This is a genomic window from uncultured Campylobacter sp. (genome assembly GCF_937890585.1).
GTDB lineage: Bacteria > Campylobacterota > Campylobacteria > Campylobacterales > Campylobacteraceae > Campylobacter_A.
Genome location: NZ_CALACG010000249.1, coordinates 1 through 3,567 on the forward strand (window position 1 = coordinate 1; position 3,567 = coordinate 3,567).

Genomic DNA, 3,567 nt, shown 5'->3' on the forward strand with positions numbered 1-3,567 from the left:
ATCTGTAATTGTAGCCGGTGCTATTGTAAATTATTACGTTAGAGTTTCTAACCAAAATGATGAAGCTTTACAGAAAGATAAAATTTTACGCGATAGCAAAGAAAAAGAAAAACATAGCAAAACAAATGAGCTAGAAATGTTAAATTTGAGCTTAGAGGGGGTTTCTGAAAAGGACTATCTTACTTCTCTTGGCAACAGAGCTTTTTTGATGAATGAGCTAAAAAGTATGTGCAACTTACTTGAGGATAAACAAGAAATTGCAGTTTATTACATAAACGTAAGCCGCTTTAAAAATATAAATACCTCTTATGGACATGGAGTTGGGGATAAAATTTTAAAGGCTATTGCAAAAAGTATACGAGAAGTTTGCAATAGGCAAGAAACTATCGCTAGGATTGGGGCTGATGAGTTTGTCGTACTTGCAAAGATGGAACTAGATAGCCATACAAAGCGTATGAATCTTGGCTATCAACTAAGAGAGGCCATAGAAAAACCTATACAAATCGAAAAGTATCATTTTTCTATTAAAAGTGTGGTTGGTATACATGTTGTAAATAAGACAAATATAAGCGACCCAAGAACCATCATCAAAAAAGCTGACATGGCGATGTACTACGCCAAACAAAATCCAGTCTTAAATCCAATGCTCTATAATGATATGATCGATAGTGAGATGCACCTTAACTCAAGCATAGAGATCGCACTTAAAAAGGCAAATTTGCAAGATGATTTTCAGGTATATTTTCAGCCGATATATGACATAAAAAACTCAAAAATGATCTATGTAGAGTCACTTTTAAGATGGCAGTCGCAAGAGTATGGACTAAAAGAAGCTAATGAGTTTATGGATATAGCAAGCCTAAACAGCGATATTTTAAACGATATTTGCACACTTGGTATTTCAAAAACCATAGAACAAGCTGTCATGTGGCAAAACAAAGGGCTAAAAATCCCAAAAATAAGCATAAATGTAGCTAAAATTCAAAGCACATCTGAGAAATTTGTGAATGACTTTATGTTAGCACTAAATTCGCACCATCTAAATCCAAGACATTTTGAGCTTGAATTTAGCGAGGATATCTGGAAAAACGATGAGGAGACGCTGGATAAAATTTTTGCACTCTTGGACAAAAATAGCATTGATGTTTGTGTGGATGACTTTGGATCAGGATATACGTCATTTGTCTATATTAGAAAGTATAAGATCGACCGCATAAAGATAGCAAGCGACTTTGTTTCTCAAATCGCTAACAGCAAACTAGACATGCAAATAGTTACGGCCATTATAAATTTGGCAAAGTCGATGAAACTAAAAGCAACTGCAAAGGGCGTTGAGAGCTTAGAAATTTTAAATCTTTTAAAGGATCTTGATTGTGCTGAGATGCAAGGATATGCGCTATCTAGGCCTATGAGTGCGGTTGAATTTGAAGACCATTTGAGGCAAAACCCTCAAATGATAGCTGAAATTTAAATTTCAGCCTTTATCTCTTCGTTTGACTTTACGACCATGCCTGAGCCATGTATCACGCTTGGGATACAGCTAGTGCAGATATCTACCTCTTCGCCGTTTTTGTGAGCGTGGATGAAAACTGCATTTTTGTCATCGCTGCTTTTTAGTCCGCAGACGTTGCAAACTACTAAATTTTGATCTCTCATTTTTTCTCCTTTGAAATTTCTGGCATTTTAGCGGTTAAATTTTATACTTAAAATGATTTAAGTCAAGGTAAAAGGCATTAATTTTTTTTGGTTATAATCCACAAAATTTAAAAAGGCATAAAAAATGGATGAAAGAGCGATAATTTTAGAGATGTTAAAGATGCAACAAAGCCTAAATGACGAGACAAACGGGCTTGGTTGGGAGAGCGGATATACAAATAAAAATAAACTCATAAGCTGGAGACGTTGCATATATATGGAGTGCGCCGAGCTTATCGACAGCTTTGCTTGGAAGCACTGGAAGAGCATAGATGCCAAGACTGATGAGCAAAATTTACGCATCGAGGTTGTCGATATCTGGCACTTTATAATGAGCCTAGCGCTACAAATTTACAAGGCAAAACAGCTTGGCGATGTTGAAACTTTGGCTGAGGATATCTGCCAGTCAAGTGGCTTTAGTGACTATTGCAAAGAGCCATTAAAGGTTGAAGATGAGAGCATTTATGAGATCATGAACGATGTTGAGATGCTCATACATGAGTGCAGCGGCTTTGACTATGATATCTTTGATATCTTTAAAATTTATTTCTCAATGTCTTTAAAATGTGGCGTAAATTTATACTCGCTTTATGAGTGCTATATCGCTAAAAACGTGCTAAATCGCTTTCGCCAAAACAACGGCTACAAAGAGGGAAGCTACAAGAAAAACTGGAACGGACGCGAAGATAACGAAGTGATGAGCGAAATTTTATCAAATGGCGCTAGTAAGATAGATGAAATTTACGCCGCACTTGAGCGTGAGTACAAAAAGGTAAAATGATAAATCTTCTTCGCCTTGGCTTTAAAGACTTTTTCACAGCCAAATTTATAACGCTATCTATATTGCCGCTTTTTCTTAGCATCGCAAGCCTTGCGTGGCTTACGATCTGGGGAGGCGGCGAGATATTTGACCTTTTAAGCGATGGCGCTAAAAACGAGAATTTCGCCTTTTTGGAGACAAACTCGACGCTATCTTTTATAGTTATTAAAATTTTAAGCTTTAGCGCTACAAAGTGGATAGTTAGCATACTTTTTTATGTTTTAAGCACCTTTTTAACGATCATCATTAGTATTGTGATCGCCCTAATCGTAGCTGGCTTTTTAACGCCAGTTGTGGCTAAAGAGATAAACAAAAGGCACTACAACTACGTGCTTAAAAGCGAGGCTAGCACGGCTAGAGTGTTAAAGGTGATGATGGTTGAGATCATGAAATTTCTTGGGATATTGCTTGTTTGCTTGCCGCTTTTGTTTGTGCCAGTCTTAAATTTCTTCATCATAAACGTACCATTTTTTTACATCTACTATAAACTTTTGCTAATAGACGTTGGCTCAAACACGCTTGATAGCGAGAAATTTGAGCTTGCGCTGCTTGAAGGTGGCGGGATAAAATTTATAGCTTTTACATTTTTGTTTTATCTAATATCGCTTGTGCCGCTTGTTGGGCTATTTTTTCAGCTTTATTTCGTGATAGTCTTGTCGCACCTCTTTTATCAAAGAGAGGCGCTAGTTAAAATTTAGAGCCAAAAGGCCCTAAATTTATGCGTAGTAAGATAGTTTGTTGCTCTCGTCAAGCAAGGTATCAAATAGCCTTTTTGTCGCACTTAATAGGTTTTTGTTTGCCTCATTTTGAGCTAGAAGCTCGTCAAACATTTTTAGCATATTGTCATTTATGAAATTTTTGTGATCCAGATCTTTTGCGTCAGGCAACATCTGCTTGATCTTGTTTGAAAGCTCACTTATGCTTTGACTGCTACCTGCGATCTTATCGCCTTCCTTGACGTTTTTCATAAATTCATCAACTTGCGGGCGAATTTGCTTCATCGCCTCTTCGATCTCTGTCTCTTATACACATCTGACGCTGCCGACGAATAG

Annotated in this window: 5 protein-coding genes; 3 read left to right on the plus strand and 2 right to left on the minus strand. The window is 37.1% G+C overall.

Features of this window, described 5'->3' with window-relative positions:
- Positions 1–1,471 (plus strand): bifunctional diguanylate cyclase/phosphodiesterase (locus Q0296_RS07455; RefSeq protein WP_298038787.1); only part of this gene is annotated, 1,471 nt, incomplete at its 5' end.
- Here Q0296_RS07455 and Q0296_RS07460 read toward each other — a convergent pair.
- Positions 1,468–1,656, minus strand: coding sequence for a hypothetical protein (locus tag Q0296_RS07460; RefSeq protein ID WP_298038790.1), 189 nt, complete (start codon positions 1,654–1,656; stop codon positions 1,468–1,470). The genes Q0296_RS07455 and Q0296_RS07460 overlap by 4 nt on opposite strands.
- Positions 1,657–1,780: 124 nt before the next feature.
- On the opposite strand from Q0296_RS07460, the gene Q0296_RS07465 reads away from it, so the two are divergent.
- The gene (locus Q0296_RS07465; RefSeq protein ID WP_298038793.1) at positions 1,781–2,476 is read left to right on the plus strand and encodes a dUTP diphosphatase; all 696 of its coding nucleotides are present in this window, start codon (positions 1,781–1,783) and stop codon (positions 2,474–2,476) included.
- Positions 2,473–3,213 carry an EI24 domain-containing protein gene (locus tag Q0296_RS07470; protein ID WP_298038801.1) on the plus strand — a complete coding sequence of 247 codons (741 nt, stop codon included), beginning with the start codon at positions 2,473–2,475 and terminating at the stop codon, positions 3,211–3,213. Before Q0296_RS07465 ends, Q0296_RS07470 begins: the two co-directional genes overlap by 4 nt.
- Positions 3,214–3,231: 18 nt before the next feature.
- Here Q0296_RS07470 and Q0296_RS07475 read toward each other — a convergent pair whose 3' ends face one another.
- A complete protein-coding gene (locus Q0296_RS07475; RefSeq protein WP_298038804.1) occupies positions 3,232–3,516 on the minus strand; it encodes a hypothetical protein in 285 nt (94 codons plus the stop codon).
- Between the last annotated feature and the right edge of the window lie 51 nt (positions 3,517–3,567).